Below are 16,770 nucleotides of genomic sequence, written 5' to 3'. Positions count from 1 at the left end.
AGCGCTTCGATTGTCTGGACATCAGACCCCTGCGGAAGTTAGGGTCGGAGCGGCTTCACTAGCTGTTTTACCGTCGCCGCGCACTGTCGAAGCGCTTCACATCCCTGGAGATGCCGGATGGTCACCCTCGCCGAGGTCGCCCAGCACGCCGGAGTCTCGGCGAGCACGGTGAGCTACGTCCTCAGCGGCAAGCGGTCGATCTCCGCGACCACCCGGCAGCGCGTCGAGCGCTCCATCCGCGAGCTCGGCTACCACCCCAACGCGGGCGCCCGCGCCCTGGCCAGCAGCAGGTCCAACATCATCGCCCTGATGGTCCCGCTGCGGACCGACATCTACGTGCCGGTGATGATGGAGATCGCCATCGCGGTCGCCACCACCGCCCGCACCCACGGCTACGACGTGCTGCTGCTCACCGGCGAGGAGGGCCCGGACGCGGTCCGCCGGGTCGCCGGCAGCGGACTGGCCGACGGCATGATCCTCATGGACGTCGAGCTGGACGACGAGCGCCTGCCGCTGCTGCGCGAGTCCGCCCAGCCGGCCGTGCTGATCGGGCTGCCCGCCGACACCGGCGGACTGACGTGCGTGGACCTCGACTTCCGCGCGACCGGCGCGCTGTGCGTGGAGCACCTGGCCGGGCTGGGCCACCGTGACGTCGCCGTCATCGGCGAGGCCCCGGCGGTGTACGAGCGGCACACCGGCTTCGCCGAGCGCACCCTGGACGGGCTGCGCTCCCGCGCGCGGGAGACCGGGCTGCGGCTGCTGCACCGCCCGTGCGAGGGCGGGTACGACGCGACGGCCGCGACGGTCTCCCGGATCCTCGACGAACGCCCGGACACCACGGGCTTCGTGGTGCAGAACGAGGCGGCGGTCGAGCCGCTCCTCGCGCTGCTGCGCCAGCAGGGCCGCGCGGTGCCGGAGGACGTCTCGGTGGTGGCGGTCTGCCCGGAACAGGTCGCCGTGCAGGCGTCGGTGCGGCTGACGTCGGTGTCGCTGCCCGCCCAGGAGATGGGACGGCACGCCGTGGAGCAGCTGGTCGCCAAGCTCGACGGGCGGGGTGACGCCGAGGTCGTGCTGCTGCCGCCCGAGCTGACGGTCCGGGCGAGTTCGGGTCCCGCGCCGGTGCGTTGACGCCCCTTGTGCCGTCCGCACCGGCGCGGACGGCACAGGGGACCGTGGCGCGGTCAGCCGCCCGAGACGGTCAGGCTGTCGGTGCGGAAGTCGAGGCCGCCGGCGGACGAGGTGATCTCGTAGCCGAACTGCACGTCGCCGATGGTCTCGTTGCCCATCCAGCCCTTGGTGTCCTTGATCCACTTCAGGATCGGGAGGATGTTGACGGTGCCGGACGTCGAGTCCGAGGTGCGCAGGAACGAGAAGACCTCGTTGGCGCCGTTGTTCCCCTTGTACACGTTCCAGGTGTGGCCGCCGAGGCTCACCGTGCCCTGCGCGGTCCCGAGCGGGCCGACGGCCCCGTTGTGGTTGACCCAGAGCATGATCTCGTAGTCGTGGTCCGTGTCCCAGATGTCGTACGAGGTGTTGTACGCGCCCGCGGACGGGACGGTGACCCGGTAGCTGCTGGTGAGCGAACTCAGCGAGGCGACCGGCTTGTTGATCACCTTCTTGGCGTTCGGGTAGGACTTGATGCCGCCGGTGTTCGGGTGGTCGGCCCAGACGCCCCAGTTGGTGCCGGAGTTGGCCCAGACGCACTGGGAACCGGCGCCGGAGCCCCAGATGTTGTTGTAGAGGGTGTAGCCGTCCAGAGTGGTGTTGCCCCACTGGTCGCAGGAGTTCCAGACGGCGGCGTGCGCGGGCGCGGAGGCCAGTGAGACGGTCGCGCCGAGCGCGAGGGCGGGTGCGATCAGCGCCCGGAGGATCCCGCGCGGGGTTTTCGGTGCCATGGTGTTCCTTCCATGGGTGGGGGGACGTGCCTGGTCATCGCGTCGCCGCCGGCAGCGGGACGACGCGTTCCTCGCCGGCGGCCAGGTCGAGCGGCTCGGTGCCGGCGGGGGTCCACAGGGTGATGCGGTGGGTGCGGTCGGGCCGGAGCACGGCGGTGCCGCCGCCCGGCGTCCAGGTGAGGTCGAGTGCCGCGCCGAACCGGGTGCGGATGCCGGTCAGCCGGCCGCGCGGCAGCGCCGGGAGCGGGGCGGGCAGCAGCACCAGCCGGTCCGGGGCGGACTGCACGAGCGCCTCGATCAGCACGGCGGGCAGGGTGTGGGCGGCGTCGGCGTTGTAGACGTTGCGGTGCGGATAGTGGGCGCTCATCAGGGAGTCGTGGAAGAAGTCGCCGTCGAGCACCCGGCCGAGGGCGTCGGCGACCCGCCGGCCGTCCCGGAGCCGGGCGGCGATCAGGGCGTGGTGCAGATGGCCGTGCGCCGAGTCGTTCTCGGGCCCGCGCAGCTCCAGAGCGCGGCGGGCGGCGGCGGCCAGGTCCGGGGCGTCGTCGGGGGTGATCTCGTCCAGGGGCCAGACGCCGTAGAGGTGGCTGAGGTGGCGGTGGTCGTAGGTGTCCTTCAGGCCGGGCCAGGCCCATTCCGCCAGCGCCCCGTCGGCGTTGACGCGGTGCGGGGGCAGCCGGCCGGCGAGGGCGCGCAGGCGGTCGGCGCGGTCCGGGTGGTACGCGGCGGCGGTGTGCAGGGCGTGACGGGCGGCGGAGAGGTCCATGGCCGCGTTCAGCGCGCCCCAGCCGCCGTTCGCGGGCCGGTTCTCGGGCGAGTAGGAGGGGACGACGGCCAGCAGGCCGTCGGGGCCGGTGCGGGTGAGGAAGTCCTCGTAGAAGTCGGCCACCTCGACGAGCGCGGCGGCGGTGCGCGGGTCGCGGACGCCGTAGGTCTCGTCGTGGTCGACGAGCGGCTTGAGCAGCCAGTCGGCGCCGGCCGTCCACAGGTGCAGGGGGTACTCGCGGCTGAAGTGGTAGCTGTGCCCGGACTCGCCGTCGGTGTGCGCGGGCGCGACCACCCCGCGGGCGCCGAACACCGCACGGGCGTTGTCCCGCCAGTGCGGCAACTGGGCCTGGACGAGCGCCGCCAGGGCCTCGGTGACCTCGGGGAGGGCCGCCGCGGCGGCGGAGGCCGTCTGGAGGCCCAGGTTGGCGTCCAGGGTGAGGGCGCCCGACCAGGCGGTGTCCCAGTCACCGGTCCACAGACCGGTCAGCCGGGGCGGGAGCAGCCCGGAGGCCGACAGCAGATGGTGACGGCCGGCCGCGAACAGCCGCTCCAGCAGGGCGGCGCCGCGCGGCCGGGCGAGCAACGCCGAGCCGGGCAGCGCGCGTTCGGCCGGGTCGGCGTCGAGGTCCAGGGTGACGCGCTCGTACGCGGTGCGGTGCAGGGCGGTATGCCGGTCGAGCAGCGTGTCGTACGTCCGCCCGTCCCCGGTGAGCAGGTCGCGCAGGGCGCGGCCCTCGGCGGTCACGTCCGCCTCGCCGGTGTGCCGTCGTACGCGGGTGAGCAGCAGGACCGAGCGGGCGCCGGTGACGCGCACACCGGACGGGGCGAGTTCGGTCCGCCCGCCGGTGACCGCGGCCAAGGTCACGCCGGTGTACGCGAGGTCGCTTCCGGGGTAGCGGGCGCGCAGGCTGAGCAGGGCGCCCTCCGGGGTGAGGACGGCGCCGTGTCCGACGCGGAGCGCGGCGGGCGCGTTGGGCAGCCGGTGGTCCAGGGAGAGGCGGAGGGAGAGGCCGGGGCCGGTGACGTGCTGGACGATCACGTCGTCGGCGCGGGAGACGAAGACGCGGCTGGTGCGGCCGTCGAGGCGGACGGTGGCCTCGCCGGTGGTGAAGTCGGCCTCGCGGCGGTAGCCGGTCAGGCCGGCGGCGCGGTCGCGGTGGCGCAGGCGGATCTGGAAGGCGGGGTGGAAGGGGCGCACCCACTGGAGGGGGCGTCCGTCGGTGAAGTGCTCGGCGGCGGTGAGGTCGCCGGACAGCAGCCGGTCCTGGATGCCGGGGAGCGCGTCGGCCAGCAGCGGCGGCAGCCGGCGTCCGGCGCCCGCGTCGTCGTCCGGGCGGACGAGGGTGTGGTGGGTGACGACGGTCCGCTCGTCGTCCGGGTCGCCCAGGACGAGGGCGCCGTGCCGGCCGTTGCCGCTGAGGAAGGCGTCCTCCCAGCGGGCGGCAGGCCGGGGCTCCCAGGTGCCGTGCACAGGTGCGGAGGTCATGGCGCGAGCACCGCCACGCCGTAGCGGCCGAGGGTGACCCGGCCGGTGACGGTGGCGCCGGTGAGCAGGTCGCGGTGGGTGCCGGGGACGTCCACGGCGACCTCGTCGCGGCCGTGGTGCAGCAGGAACAGCAGCCCGCCCCGGCGCACCGCCTCCACCTCGTCCGGGAGCCCGTCCAGCACCGGCCGCACCCCCGCCCCGGCGGCGACGCGGCCGAGCAGGTCCCGCAGGGCGTCCGGTTCCGGGAGGGTGGAGACGTACCAGGCGCGGCCCTTGCGCAGTACGGCGGGCAGTCCGTCCAGCTCGCCGCCCCGGTAGGCGAGGGTCTCGTCGGCGGTGCCGTCCGGTTCGAGCTCCTCCGACCACAGCGTGCCGCGCAGGCCGCCCTCCGCCTCCACGGTCGCGCCCGGTTCCAGCGGCCACCACTCGTGCAGGGTGCGGATGCCGAAGAGGGCGCGCAGCCGCTCGTCCATGCCGCCGGGCCGCACCCGGTCGTCCTCGTCCACGACGCCGGTGCCGAAGCCGCAGACCAGGGTGCCGCCGCCGCGCACGTAGGCCACCAGGTTGTCGGCGGCGCGGTCGGTGAGCAGGTGGAGCCGGGGGACGACGACCATCCGGTAGCCGGTGAGGTCGTGCTCGGGGTGGGCGACGTCCGTGGTGACATGGGCCCGCCACAGGGCGCGGTGCCAGGCGGTGAGGATCTCGGCGTGACCGGCCTCGCGGGACGGGCCGCCCTCCTGGTCGCTCGCCCACCAGGCGTGCCAGTCGTGCAGCACGGCGGCCTCGGCGGTGACCGCGCAGCCGGCGACGTGCGGGGCGATCCGCGCCAGGTCCGCGCCGAGCCGGCGTACCTCCTGGTGGGCGCGGCCGTCCGGGCCCGCGTGGCCGAGCATGCCGGAGTGGAACTTCTCGGCGCCCTGCCGGGACTGCCGCCACTGGAAGTAGCAGACGGCGTCCGCGCCGCGCGCCACGGCCTGGAGCGACCACAGGCGGTTCAGGCCGCTCGGCTTGGGGCGGTTCACCGGACGCCAGTTGACCGCGCCGGCCGCCTGCTCCATGAGCATCCACGGCCCGCGCGCCTGCGAGCGGGTCATGTCCTGCACGAGCGCGCCGTGCTGCGCGCCGAACGGGTCGTCCGGGTCGGGGTAGAGGTCGACGGAGACGACGTCCTCCTCCTCGGCCCAGCGCCAGGCGTCCAGCCCGGACCACAGCGGCATGACGTTGGTGGTGACCGGGACGTGCGGGGTGTGCCGGCGGACGATGTCCCGTTCGGCGGTGAAGCACTCCAGGAGCATGTCGGAGGTGAAGCGCCGGAAGTCCAGCACCTGCGCGGGGTTCTTCAGGTAGTGGGTGCGCCGGGGCGGCAGCACCTCCGCCCAGTCGCCGTAGGTCTGGCTCCAGAAGGCGGTGCCCCAGGCGGTGTTGAGGGCGTCGAGGGTGCCGTGGCGGTCGCGCAGCCAGGTGCGGAAGCGGGCGGCGGCCTCGTCGCCGTGGTCGTAGGTGCAGTACTCGTTGTTGATGTGCCAGAGGGTCAGGGCGGGGTGGCCGGCGTAGCGGGCGGCCAGGTCCTCGGTGATCGCGGCGGCGAGGCGCCGGTAGGTTGCGCTGGAGTGCGAGAAGTGCTGGCGTCCGCCCCACAGTTCGGTGTGCCCGTCGGCGTCGGCCGGCAGCGTGTCGGGGTGCAGCCGGCCCATCCACGGCGGCGGTGCGGCGGTGGGGGTGGCGAGGACGACGCCGATGCCGTGGTCGTGCGCCAGGTCCATCAGCCGGTCCAGCCAGCCGAAGTCCCGCTCGCCGGGGCGGGGTTCGATGCGGGACCAGGAGAAGACGCCCAGGGTGACGGAGTTGACGCCCGCCTCGCGCATCAGGCGGACGTCCTCCTGCCAGGTCGCCTCGGGCCACTGCTCGGGGTTCCAGTCGCCGCCGTAGAGGATGCGGCCGCGGGTGACGTCGTCGAGCCGGGGCATCAGGCTGTCCCCCGGTGCCGGACGGCGGGCGCGGCGCACCGGCGGAGAGAGGGCACGGGCATGTCAGGTCCTCGGGACAAGGGGCGGACGGGGAGGATGCGCGCGGGCCGCGGGACGCCCGGGGGCGTCCCGCTCGTCGGGGGTCATCCCTTGACCGCGCCGGTGAGCATCCCCTTCTTGAAGTGCTTCTGGACGAAGGGCGAGAGCACGGCCACCGGCAGCAGGGCCAGCACCATCACGGCCATCTGGACGGCCAGCGGCGACAGCTGCCCCGTGTTGATCTGCGCGGACAGGCCCACCGGCCGCTCCTGCTTCTGCACCAGCTGGATCATGACGTTCTGGAGCGGCATCATGTCCTGGTCGGTGAGGTAGATGGAGGCGTTGAACCAGGCGCTCCAGTAGCCCACCGCGTAGAACAGGGCGATCACCGCGATGACCGCGCGGGACAGCGGCATCACGATGCGCAGCAGGATGCGCCACTCCCCCGCCCCGTCGATGCGGGCGCTGTCGACGAGTTCCTGCGAGATGTTCATGAAGAACGCGCGCAGCACCAGGATGTTGAACACGCTGACCGCGCTGGGCAGGATCAGCGCCAGGTAGGTGTCGGTCAGCCCGAGCGCCTGCACCAGCAGGTAGGTCGGGATGAGGCCGGCGCCGAAGAACATGGTGGCGAGCAGGGTCATCAGGATCCAGCGGTGCCCCAGCGAGCCGGCGCGCGACAGTCCGTAGGCGCACAGCACCGACACGGTCATGCTGAACAGGGTGCCGACGACGGTGACGCCGACGCTGACCAGGGCGGCGCGCTGCACCTGTCCGCCGCCGAGGAGTTCCTGGTAGGCGACGAAGGTGATGCTCCTGGGGATCACCACCAGGCCGCCCGCCTCGTCGATGGTCCGCTTGGTCTGGAGACTGGTGACGATCACGATCCACAGCGGGAAGAGGACGGCCAGGCAGGCCAGGCCGAGGGCGATCCCCTTGCCGGCCTGTCCGGCGCGGGACGGCTCCTCCTCCCACACCGGGCGGGGCGGCGCGGACCAGCGGCCGGGCTTGCGCACCGGAGGTTCGGGGTCCTGACGGGTGCCGAGGACGGCGGTCACTTCTTGTACACCCCCTGCTCGCCCATGAGGTGGGCCACCTTGTTGGCGGTGAGGACCAGGCCGAGGCCCACCACGCCCTTGACGAGTCCGGCCGCCGCGGCGTAGCTGAAGTCCTGGTTGCGGATGCCGTTCCACCACACGTAGGTGTCGAGGACCTCGGAGGCGTCGACGCCCACCGCCTGTCTCTGGAGCAGCAGTTGCTCGAAGCCGACGGTGAGGGCGTCGCCGACGCGCAGCACCAGCAGCAGGGCGATCACCGGGCGCAGCGCGGGCAGGGTGACGTGCCACATGCGGCGCCAGCGGCCCGCGCCGTCCATGGCGGCGGCCTCGTACAGATCGTTGGAGACGGAGGAGAGGGCGGCGAGGAAGACGATGATGCCCCAGCCGGCGTCCTTCCAGACGGTCTCGGCCGTCACCAGGTACTTGAAGATCTCCGGGTTCGTCATCAGGTCGAAGCCCTCGTACCCGTGACGGCGGAGGGTCTGCGCGATGATGCCGGCGCCGCCGAAGATCTGCATGAAGACGGTGACGACGAGCACCCAGGAGAAGAAGTGCGGCAGATACATGATCGCCTGCGCGACCGCCCGCACCCGGGGCCGCACCACGCTGTTGATGAGCAGCGCCAGCAGGATCGGGATCGGGAAGTAGAGCACCAGCTGGAGGAAGAACAGCACGAAGGTGTTGCGCACCGCGTGCCAGAAGGCCGAGTCGGCGAAGATCCGCTCGAACTGCTCGAACCCGGTCCAGGGGCTCTCGAAGACGGCGACGAAGCCGTTCTCGCTGAGATAGGGGTCGTAGTCCTGGAAGGCGACCACGTTGCCGAGGATCGGCACGTAGTTGAAGACCAGGACCAGCAGCAGGGCGGGGACGGTCATCAGGACCAGCGTGCGGTCACGCCGCCACCTGATGCGCGAGGACAGCCTCCCGGCCCTCCTCCCGCGCGTCTCGTGCGAAACCGGGTCCCCGGTCGCCCCGTCGTCGTCCTGCCGGGGTGTCTGCGCCTCGGTCGTCCCCCGAGGCACCGTGCTGTGCGACACGGCCGTCTCCTCGCCTCGGCTCCGGGTCAGTCGGCCGAGCCGTTGTCGTCGAGCAGCTTGCGGTACCAGTCGCGCAGTCCGTCGCCGCCCCTGCCCTTCCAGTCGGACACCGCCTGCTGCACGTCGCCGATCTTCTTGCGGCCGCGCACCACGTCGTCCTCGAGCTGCTCGAAGTCGTCGGCGAGGTTGGACCAGCGGGCCGGCTCGGTGACGGTGAGCCCGAAGAACGACGACTTCTTCGTGAAGGCGCCCATGCGCTGCTGCCACTCGACCATCCCCTTGGTGACCTCGGGCAGGTCGGGGTAGGCGATGTACGGGGCCGGGTTGCCGGTGTAGTCGTAGGCGCCGTTGACCTCGTTGACGCCCTGCTGGGTCTTGACCGGCAGGCCCTTGGCAAGGGTGTAGTCGGTGCCCTCGACGCCGTAGGCGGTGAGCATGAACTCCTTGGTGCCGTAGGGCGCGGCGCAGAAGTTGCAGAGCGCGAGGAAGTCCTTGACCTGCTGCTCGGAGGCCTTCTTCGAGACGAAGGTGAAGATGTTGGCCGGCTGGACCGCCCACAGCGTGGGGTCGCCGCCGTCGGGGCCGAAGTAGTCGAACGCCTCCATCTCGAAGTCCGCGTTCTGCGTGCGCTGTTCGGCGGTCTTGCCCCACCAGTCGGAGATGTTCTGGTTGTAGACCAGCACCTCGCCGGCGGTGAACCGGTTGCCCGCGTCGCCGCCGGCCTTGCCCTGCACCGCGTCGGGGTGGACCACCCCGGCCGCGTACAGCTTGCGGGTCCACTCCAGCGCCTCGAGGTACTGCTCGGTCTCGATGCGGTTGACCAGCTTGTCGCCCTCCAGGTTCCACCACAGTGCCTTGTCGCTGCCGGAGAGGACGCCGAAGATGTTGAACGCCGTCCACTTCATGTCGTCGCAGGCCCACAGCTTGGACTTGGCGTCGGTGGCCTCCTTCGCCCAGGCCAGGAACTCCTCGGGGCTGCCCGGGACGGTGTAGCCCTTCCTGGCGAACAGGTCCTTGCGGTACAGCGGCGCGATGTCGGTGACGTACGAGGCGGGCATGGGGATGCCGCGCAGCTGGCCGCCGAAGATGCCGCGCTGCCAGGCCTCGGTGGGGACGGCGGCGAGGTTCGGGTACTCCTTCACCTTGTCGCCGGACAGATAGGGGCCGAGGTCGGCGAACTTGGCGTTGACGGCGCTCGGGATGCGGCCCATCAGGTTCCAGCCGGGGACGACCACCACGTCCGGGATGTCGCTGGAGGCAAGCACCGCGCCGAGCTTCTGGTCGTAGGTGACGCCGTCCTGGTTCTGCCAGGCGACGTCGACGCCGACGGCCTTGTTCATCGCCGTGTAGTAGGGGTTGTCGTCCTTCGGCGGGGTGCCCCAGAACGGGGACATGACCGTCAGCTTCCCGCCGCTGCCCAGCGCCTTCGGCACGGAGGTCTTCAGCTCGGCCGCCGGGATCGCCCGCGTGAAGCCGGCCGCCGATCCGTTCTTCGCCGGGATGTCGGGTGTGACGACGCTCGACGCCACGTACGCCGGGAGGATCTTCGCGGCCTCCTTGCCCGAGGTGGTGCCTTCCTTGCGTCCCTCCTGGCCCCCGCCGCCGCAGGCGGCCAGCAGCGGCGTCCCCACGGCCACCGCCGCGGTGGCGGCCGCCGTGGAGGCGAGGAAGCTTCTCCGGCTCGGCGCGGAGGAGGAAGCGGCGTTCGGCGTCATTGCGTCAACCCTTCGTGGCGCACCAGGACACCCGGCAGGTGGCCGTCGGCAGTGGTGTCTCTTCGGTGGAACTGGCCGATCGGAAGCGGTCGTCCGGCGGAAGGTGCACGCCGTCAGGGCGAAGGTGCACGCCATCAGACGCCCTCGCTGTCGAAGCGCTTCGATGTTGCTGCGAGGTTAAGTGAACACCCAGGGGCACACAAGGCCCGCTTCGATAATTCCTGCGACGGACGCGCGATCACGAGGGAGGAGGGTCAGGGCAGTTGTGCCACCGGGTGCCGCGAGGGCTCACCGGCCCTCGCACACGGATGCTTGACACCCGCCCTGGCGCCCACCGAGCATCGAAGCGCTTCGAAAGCGCCAGCGCGCTCCACGCCGAGGGGACCCACGTGACCGCATCCACCCCGCCCACGCCGCCGTTCCGCGACCCGGACCTGCCGTTCGCCGAGCGCGTCGACGACCTGCTGTCGCGGCTCACCCCGGAGGAGAGGACCGGCTTCCTGCACCAGTTCGGTCCCGCCGTCGAGCGGCTGGGCGTCGCCGCGTTCCGCACCGGCCAGGAGGCCCTGCACGGGGTCGCCTGGATGGGCCCGGCAACGGTCTTCCCGCAGGCCGTCGGGCTGGGCGCGACCTGGAACGAGGACCTGGTGCGCCGGGTGGGCGAGGCGGTCTCCCGGGAGGCCCGCGCGATGCGCGCCCGGGACGGGCGGGTCGGCCTCAACGTCTGGTCGCCGACGGTCAATCTGCTGCGCCACCCGCTGTGGGGCCGCAACGAGGAGGGCTACTCCGAGGATCCGCGGCTCACCTCGGCGATCGCCACCGCCTACACCCGCGGCCTGCGCGGCGACCACCCGGTGTACTGGCGCACCGCGCCCGTCCTCAAGCACTGGCTGGCGCACAACAACGAAACGCGCCGCGACACCACGTCCAGCTCGGTCCGCCCGCGCGTGCTGCACGAGTACGACCTGCGGGCCTTCCGCGACACGGTGGAGGCGGGCGCGGTGGCGGGGGTGATGCCGGCGTACAACCTGGTCAACGGCCGCCCGAACCACGTGTCGCCGTATCTGCGGGAGCAGTTGCGCACCTGGACCGGGGAGGAGCTGCTGGTGTGCTCCGACGCGGGCGCCCCGTCCAACCTGGTCGACTCCGAGCACTACTTCGACACCCACGAGGAGGCCACGGCGGCGGCGCTGCGCGCGGGCGTCGACAGCTTCACCGACCACGGCACCGACAGCTCGCGGATCGTCGCCCGGATCAAGGGGGCCTTGGAACAGGGTCTGTTGACCGAGGAGGACGTCGACACGGCGGTCCGGCGGCAGCTGTCGGTGCGGTTCCGGCTCGGCGAGTTCGACCCCGACAGGGACCCGTACGCCGGTGAGCGGGCCTTCGACACCCCCGAACACCGGGCGCTCGCCCAGGAGGCCGCCGAGCAGGCGGTCGTGCTGCTGAAGAACGACGGCCTGCTGCCGCTCGCCCCGGGGAGCCGGGTCGCGGTGGTCGGGCTGCTCGCCGACGAGTGCAAGCTCGACTGGTACAGCGGCAGCCTGATCCACCGCTCCACCCCGCTGGAGGGCCTGTACGACCGGTTCGGCGCCGACCGCGTGGAGTTCGCCGAAGGCGTGGACCGCGTCCTGCTGCGCACGTCCGCCGGCGCCTTCCTGCACGTGCCGCCCGCCCCCGACGCCCCGGAGCCGGCGCGCGGCGAGGAGGGCGCCCTCGACCCGGCGCTGCTCGCCGGCCGCACCGACCTGCCGCCGCTCACCGCGGCACCGGACGGCACCGAACTCGCCCTCGTCGACTGGGGCGACGGCGTGCTCACCCTGCGCGCCCCGGACGGCCGGTACCTGTCGGTCGCCGACGACGGATACGTGCGCGCCTCCGCCGACCAGCCGGGCGGCTGGATCGTCCAGGAGACGTTCCGCCTGGAGCCGTACGGCGACGGCCATCTGCTGCGTCACCTGGGGACCGGGCACCCCGTGCGGGTCACGGCGGACGGGGTGCGGGCCGCCGAGGGTGAGCCCGAGGTGTTCGGGCTGGTCGTCACCGAGCGCGGCGAGGACGCCGTGGCCCGCGCCGCCGCCGCGGCCGACGCGGTCGTGGTGGTCGCCGGCAACGACCCGCACATCAACGGCCGGGAGACCGAGGACCGCACCACCCTGCGCCTGCCCGCCCAGCAGGAGCGGCTGCTGCGCGCCGCCCTCGCCGCCAACCCGCGCACGGTGCTGGCCCTGGTGTCCGCCTACCCGTACGCGGTGGACCCGGTGGACCTCCCGGCGGTTCTGTGGACCGCGCACGGCGGCCAGGCGGCCGGCACCGCCCTGGCCCGTGTGCTCGCCGGTGACGTCTCCCCCGCGGGCCGGCTGCCGCAGACCTGGTACGCCGACGACGCCGACCTGCCGGAACTGCTCGACTACGACGTGATCGGCGGCCGCCAGACCTACCTCTACTTCGAGGGCGCCCCGCTGTTCCCCTTCGGACACGGCCTGTCCTACTCCTCGTTCTCTTACGGGGAGTTGACCGCGGAGGCGACGACCACCGAGGTCCGAGTGGCCTTCTCGGTCACCAACACGGGCGCGGTCACGGCCGACGAGGTGGCCCAGCTGTACGGGCGCGCCGTGGACCCGTCCGTGCCGCGCCCGCGCCGCGAACTGCTCGGCCACCGCAGGGTGACGCTGACGCCCGGCGAGAGCACGCGGCTGTTCTTCGACCTGCCGCTGTCCGCGTTCGCCTTCTGGGACGTGGCCGTCGGGCGGTGGCGGGTGGAGCCGGGGGCGTACGAGCTGCTGGCCGGCGCGTCCAGCGAGGACGTGCGGCTGAGCACCACGGTCGTGTTGGAGGGCGAGCCGGGCGGTCCGCGTCCGGTCGTCGAACGCGGCCTGGACGCCGTGGACTTCGACGAACAGAGCGGCATCGAGATCGTCGACCGGACGAAGGAGTCGGGCGACGCGGTGACGCCGCTGGGCGGCAAGGACGGCGAACTGCTGTACCGCGGGTGTGACATGGGCACCGGGGTGCGGGAGGTGTCGGTGGAGGTGTCCGGCGGCACGGGCACGGTGGAGGTCGCCGTCGAAGGCGGCCCTGTCCTGGCCTCCCTCTCTTCGGAGACGCCGACGGCGGGCCCGTACGCGTACGTCACGCTGAGCGCGCCGGTCGCCGGGGCGCCCGGCGGGGTGCGGGACGTGCGGTTGCGGGTGCGGGGGGCGCTGCGGGTGGCGCGTATGTCCTTCGGGGACTGAGCACGGCGAAGGGCCCGGCACCGAACGCGTCGGTGCCGGGCCCTTCGTCGTGGCCGGGGTGTCGCCGTCAGAGGGCGAGACCGGTGAGGACCATCACCCGCTCGTAGGTGTAGTCCTCCATCGCGAACCGCACGCCCTCGCGGCCCACACCGGACTGCTTGGCGCCGCCGTACGGCATCTGGTCGGCGCGGTAGGAGGGCACGTCGCCGACGACCACGCCGCCGACCTCCAGCGCGCGGTGGGCGCGGAAGGCGGTCTGGAGGTCGTGGGTGAACACGCCTGCCTGGAGGCCGTACTTGGAGTCGTTGGCGGCGGCGAAGGCCTCATCCTCGCCGTTCACCTTCTGCACCGTCAGCACCGGTCCGAAGACCTCCTCGCAGGAGATCGTCACGTCGGCGGGGACGTCGGTGAGCACGGTGGGCGCGTAGGAGGCGCCGTCGCGCTTGCCGCCGGTGAGGAGGGTGGCGCCCGCCTCGACGGCCTCGTTCACCCACGCCTCGACGCGCTGGGCGGCGTCCTCGCTGACCAGCGGGCCGACGTCGGTGGCGTCGTCGGACGGGTCACCGGTGACCTGGGCCTCCACGGCGGCGACGACGCGCGGCAGCAGCCGGTCGTACACCGAGGCGTCCGCGATCACCCGCTGCACGGAGATGCAGGACTGGCCGCCCTGGTAGTTGGAGAAGGTCGCGATGCGGGTCGCGGCCCAGTCCAGGTCCTCGTCGCTCGCCCAGTCGCCGAGCACGACGGCCGCGCCGTTGCCGCCCAGCTCCAGGGTGCAGTGCTTGCGCGGCACCGAGTCCATGATCGCGTAGCCGACCTTCTCGGAGCCCGTGAAGGAGATGACCGGCAGCCGCTCGTCCTGGACCAGGGCGGGCATGCGGTCGTTGGGCACCGGCAGGATGTTCCAGGAGCCGGCGGGCAGCTCGGTCTCGGCCAGCAGCTCGCCGAGGATCAGCGCGGACAGCGGGGTGGCCGGCGCCGGCTTGAGGACGATGGGCGCGCCGGCGGCGATCGCGGGGGCGACCTTGTGGGCACACAGGTTCAGCGGGAAGTTGAACGGCGCGATGCCGAGGACGACGCCCTTCGGGAAGCGGCGCGTGAAGGCGAGCCGGCCCTGGCCGCCCGCGTCGGTGTCGAGCCGCTGGGCGTCGCCGCCGTTGAACCGGCGGGCCTCCTCGGAGGCGAAGCGGAACACGGACACGGCCCGGCCGACCTCGCCGCGCGCCCACTTCATCGGCTTGCCGTTCTCTGCGGAGATCAGCCGCGCGATCTCCTCGGTGCGCTCGGCCAGCCGGCGGCTGACGTGGTCCAGGGCGGCGGCCCGGACGTGGGCGGGGGTGGCGGCGAACTCGTCCCGCACGGCGTACGCGGCGGCCACGGCCTCCTCGACCTGCGCCTCGGTCGGCACGCTCACGGCGCCGACGACCCGGCCGTCCCAGGGGGAGGTGACGTCGAAGGCGGTCTCGCCGGTGGCCTGGCGGCCGGCGAGCCAGAAGGCGTGTGTGGAAGTCATCGTGAGTCCCGGCCCTTCCGCGTTGGGGGTGTACGTGGGTTGCTAGGCCACCACGGTAGGTCCGGCACGCCGGACGGGCGTTTGTCCGGGACGGAGCAGTACCGGAACCCACCGCGCCACATTGGCACGAGAGGAGTCCCGCCCGCGGTCCAGTTGATCGGCGTGAGAACAACCCCCCTCAGGGGCGCGGGGAACTGCGCGCTCAACCCCCACGACGCCGCACCCGCCGACGACAGCCCCGCCCCGCACCCCGTGTCCCCCGCCGTCGCTGCCAAGGCGCACCGCAACTCCGCACCCCAGGGGCGCGGGGAACTGCGCGCTCCACCCCCACAACCCCGCACCCGCCACTCAGCCCCCTGCCCCGGCCCCCGGCCCCCCTGCTCAGCCGCCCTCCCCCGCCGTCGCCTTCAAGGCGAGCCACAACTCCATCCGCACATCCGGATCGTCCAGGGACCGCCCCAGAATCTCCTCCACCCGCCGCATCCGATACCGCAACGTATGGCGGTGAACCCCGAGATCCGCCGCGGCCGCGTCCCACTGCCCGTGACGGGACAGCCAGGCCCGCAGAGAAGCGACAAGGTCGCCCCGCCCGGTCGCATCGTGATCACGCAGCGCCCGCAACAACCCGTCCGCGAACGCCTTGACCGCGTCGTCGGCCAGCAACGGCAGCACGGACCCCGCGGCCATCTGCTCGTGCTCCACCAGCACCCTGCCCCGCCGCCGCGCCACGGACAACGCCTGTTCGGCCTGCTTGTAGGCGGCGGAGGCGGCGATCGGGCCGGAGGGCGCGGACAGCCCGACGACCAGTTCCCCGTCCTCGCTCCTGCGGGCGGCCTCACGCGCCGCCGCGTGCTCGCAGCACGCGCTCACCACGGTGCCGCCGTCGGCGGCGAGCACGACCAGCCGCTCCCCCTCGGGCACGGCGAGGACCGGCTCGCCGGAGCGTGCGGCGGCGGACTCGGCGGCCTCGGCGAGGGCGCCAAGGGCGTCGCCGTTCACCTCTCCCTGGGCGCGGCCCCCGCGGCCCCCTCCGCCCCCGCCGCCCCCGCCGCCCCCGCCACCCCCGCCGGTCTCGGCGACGATGATCCGGAACGGCGCGTCGAGGAGGCCGCCGTACAGATCGCCGGCGACCGCGCGGGCGTGGTCCGGCTCCCCCGCGAGCAGCATGCGCAGCACGGCCGCGCCGATGCGCTGCTCGGCGGCGTGCAGCGAGCGGGAGCGTTCGGTGGTGAGGGTGAGCAGCGCGACGGCGGAATGGACGGCGTAGCGCTCGGCGGTGCCCGGGGCGGACGCGGTGCCGACGGCGAGCGCGGCGCGGGGGCGCCGTCCGGTGCCGAGGGAGTGCAGCTCGACGCGGTCCTCGTTCTCGGGTCCCGCCACCACCGAGGAGGCGGGCGCGGGCCGCTCGCGCAGCCGGGTGACCTCCGCGGTCAGCCGGGCGGCACGGCGGCCGGCCCAGTCGGGGGCGGCGGCGACGACCGCGCCGGAGGCGTCGTACAGGGCGGCCCACCCGTCGACCTGGGAGGCGAGCGCGGCGAGCAGGCCCTCGGGGCCGTCGGTGAGGGTCTGCCGGGTGAGTTCCCGCTGGGCGGCGAAGCCGGCGGTGACCGCGCGGTACTGGTCGGCGGCGATCGCGGCGGACACGGCCTTGCTGATGGCGAGGAACGGGGTGCGGCGCGGCACCTCCAGCAGCGGCAGCCCCTCCTCCCGCGCGGCCTCGACCAGCGCCTCGGGGATGTCGTCGTAGTGCACGCCGACGGCGAAGCCGAGTCCGACCACGCCCGCGCCGGCCAGCCGCCTCACGTAGCGGCGCATCGCCTCCCGGTCCTCCGCGTCGAGCTTCAGCGCGGTGATCAGGAGCAGCTCGCCGCCCTCCATGTACGGCACGGGGTCGGCGAGCTCGCTGGCGTGCGCCCAGCGGACGGGCGCGTCGAGGCGGTCCTCCCCCGCGCGCACGGTCAGTTTGAGCGCGGAGTGGTGGACGAGCGAGGCGAGCGTCGGGGGCATCGGGGCGGTGTGCCTTCGGTTCGGCGGCCGGGTGTGCGAGAACGGTGAT

At 73.2% G+C, this 16,770-nt stretch carries 10 protein-coding genes; 2 read left to right on the top strand and 8 right to left on the bottom strand.

Features of this window, described 5'->3' with window-relative positions; all coding sequences use genetic code 11:
• Positions 1–117 precede the first annotated feature (117 nt).
• Positions 118–1,128 (top strand): LacI family DNA-binding transcriptional regulator, encoded by a 1,011-nt coding sequence (locus ACFOSY_RS09380; protein ID WP_394306282.1) that lies wholly within the window; start codon positions 118–120, stop codon positions 1,126–1,128.
• A 53-nt stretch (positions 1,129–1,181) separates the two neighbouring features.
• Here ACFOSY_RS09380 and ACFOSY_RS09375 read toward each other — a convergent pair whose 3' ends face one another.
• From ACFOSY_RS09375 to ACFOSY_RS09350, 6 genes are all read right to left on the bottom strand, one after another.
• Complete coding sequence (locus ACFOSY_RS09375) at positions 1,182–1,895, bottom strand: glycoside hydrolase family 12 protein (RefSeq protein ID WP_394306281.1); 714 nt, start codon at positions 1,893–1,895, stop codon at positions 1,182–1,184.
• A 34-nt stretch (positions 1,896–1,929) separates the two neighbouring features.
• Complete coding sequence (locus ACFOSY_RS09370; RefSeq protein WP_394306280.1) at positions 1,930–4,149, bottom strand: glycosyl hydrolase family 95 catalytic domain-containing protein; 2,220 nt, start codon at positions 4,147–4,149, stop codon at positions 1,930–1,932.
• Positions 4,146–6,116: a beta-galactosidase gene (locus ACFOSY_RS09365; RefSeq protein WP_394306279.1), complete on the bottom strand. Its 1,971-nt coding sequence runs from the start codon at positions 6,114–6,116 to the stop codon at positions 4,146–4,148. The genes ACFOSY_RS09370 and ACFOSY_RS09365 overlap by 4 nt, the downstream gene beginning before the upstream one ends.
• A gap of 143 nt (positions 6,117–6,259) precedes the next feature.
• Positions 6,260–7,213 carry a carbohydrate ABC transporter permease gene (locus tag ACFOSY_RS09360; RefSeq protein ID WP_394306278.1) on the bottom strand — a complete coding sequence of 318 codons (954 nt, stop codon included), beginning with the start codon at positions 7,211–7,213 and terminating at the stop codon, positions 6,260–6,262.
• Positions 7,210–8,250, bottom strand: coding sequence for an ABC transporter permease (locus tag ACFOSY_RS09355; RefSeq protein WP_394306277.1), 1,041 nt, complete (start codon positions 8,248–8,250; stop codon positions 7,210–7,212). Before ACFOSY_RS09355 ends, ACFOSY_RS09360 begins: the two co-directional genes overlap by 4 nt.
• A gap of 26 nt (positions 8,251–8,276) precedes the next feature.
• Positions 8,277–9,965, bottom strand: a complete 1,689-nt coding sequence (locus tag ACFOSY_RS09350) for an extracellular solute-binding protein (protein ID WP_394306276.1) — start codon at positions 9,963–9,965, stop codon at positions 8,277–8,279.
• A 389-nt stretch (positions 9,966–10,354) separates the two neighbouring features.
• Between ACFOSY_RS09350 and ACFOSY_RS09345 the strand changes: the two genes are divergently transcribed.
• Complete coding sequence (locus tag ACFOSY_RS09345; RefSeq protein ID WP_394306275.1) at positions 10,355–13,201, top strand: glycoside hydrolase family 3 C-terminal domain-containing protein; 2,847 nt, start codon at positions 10,355–10,357, stop codon at positions 13,199–13,201.
• A gap of 67 nt (positions 13,202–13,268) precedes the next feature.
• Here ACFOSY_RS09345 and ACFOSY_RS09340 read toward each other — a convergent pair whose 3' ends face one another.
• Positions 13,269–14,714: an aldehyde dehydrogenase family protein gene (locus tag ACFOSY_RS09340; RefSeq protein WP_394306274.1), complete on the bottom strand. Its 1,446-nt coding sequence runs from the start codon at positions 14,712–14,714 to the stop codon at positions 13,269–13,271.
• A gap of 381 nt (positions 14,715–15,095) precedes the next feature.
• The gene (locus ACFOSY_RS09335) at positions 15,096–16,721 is read right to left on the bottom strand and encodes a PucR family transcriptional regulator (protein ID WP_394306273.1); all 1,626 of its coding nucleotides are present in this window, start codon (positions 16,719–16,721) and stop codon (positions 15,096–15,098) included.
• Positions 16,722–16,770 lie beyond the last annotated feature (49 nt).

Source organism: Streptomyces lusitanus (assembly GCF_042647945.1).
Lineage (GTDB): Bacteria > Actinomycetota > Actinomycetes > Streptomycetales > Streptomycetaceae > Streptomyces > Streptomyces pseudogriseolus.
The sequence above is the reverse complement of the archived record's forward strand: the minus strand, read 5'-3'. Positions and strand labels throughout refer to the sequence as shown.